Here is a 563-nt window from a genome sequence, read left to right as displayed (position 1 = left end):
ATTCCCCGTTCGCTCGCCACTACTGGGGGAATCATTAATTTATTTTCTCTTCCTGCAGGTACTAAGATGTTTCAGTTCCCTGCGTTAGCTCTAACACATGAGTGCTAGTAACCGTCCTTCAGACGGCTAGGTTGTCCCATTCGGAAATCTTCGGATCAAGGGTTATTTGCACCTACCCGAAGCTTATCGCAGCTTATCACGTCCTTCATCGCCTCCGTGAGCCTAGGCATCCGCCATACGCCCTTTCTTACTTTCTTTACGACTGTATTTGTCATCTCGTTTATCATTGCTGATTACTCGACAACGAATAAGTAGCTCATACTTTCAGCTGTATTCTAACTTGTGAAATCTCATCTTGCGATTTGATTCACTTTAGTCTGAACTAAAGTTCATTACTTACAGTTTTGCTTGTGTCAATATGTCAAAGATCTTATGTCAATTCATAACCTAGAAGGTTGTTGACTTGGTGGAGAATAACGGATTCGAACCGTTGACCCCCTGCGTGCAAAGCAGGTGCTCTAGCCAACTGAGCTAATCCCCCAGTTTGAGATATTAATTGAGAA

1 tRNA gene and 1 rRNA gene are annotated in these 563 nt (G+C 43.2%); both read right to left on the bottom strand.

Features of this window, described 5'->3' with window-relative positions:
• Positions 1–257: ribosomal RNA gene (locus tag CFT61_RS16440) — 23S ribosomal RNA — on the bottom strand; the annotation flags it as partial.
• A gap of 207 nt (positions 258–464) precedes the next feature.
• Positions 465–541: transfer RNA gene (locus tag CFT61_RS16435), tRNA-Ala, on the bottom strand.
• Positions 542–563: the final 22 nt, after the last annotated feature.

It is taken from the genome of Segatella copri, from assembly GCF_002224675.1.
Classification (GTDB): domain Bacteria; phylum Bacteroidota; class Bacteroidia; order Bacteroidales; family Bacteroidaceae; genus Prevotella; species Prevotella copri_U.
The sequence above is the reverse complement of the archived record's forward strand: the minus strand, read 5'-3'. Positions and strand labels throughout refer to the sequence as shown.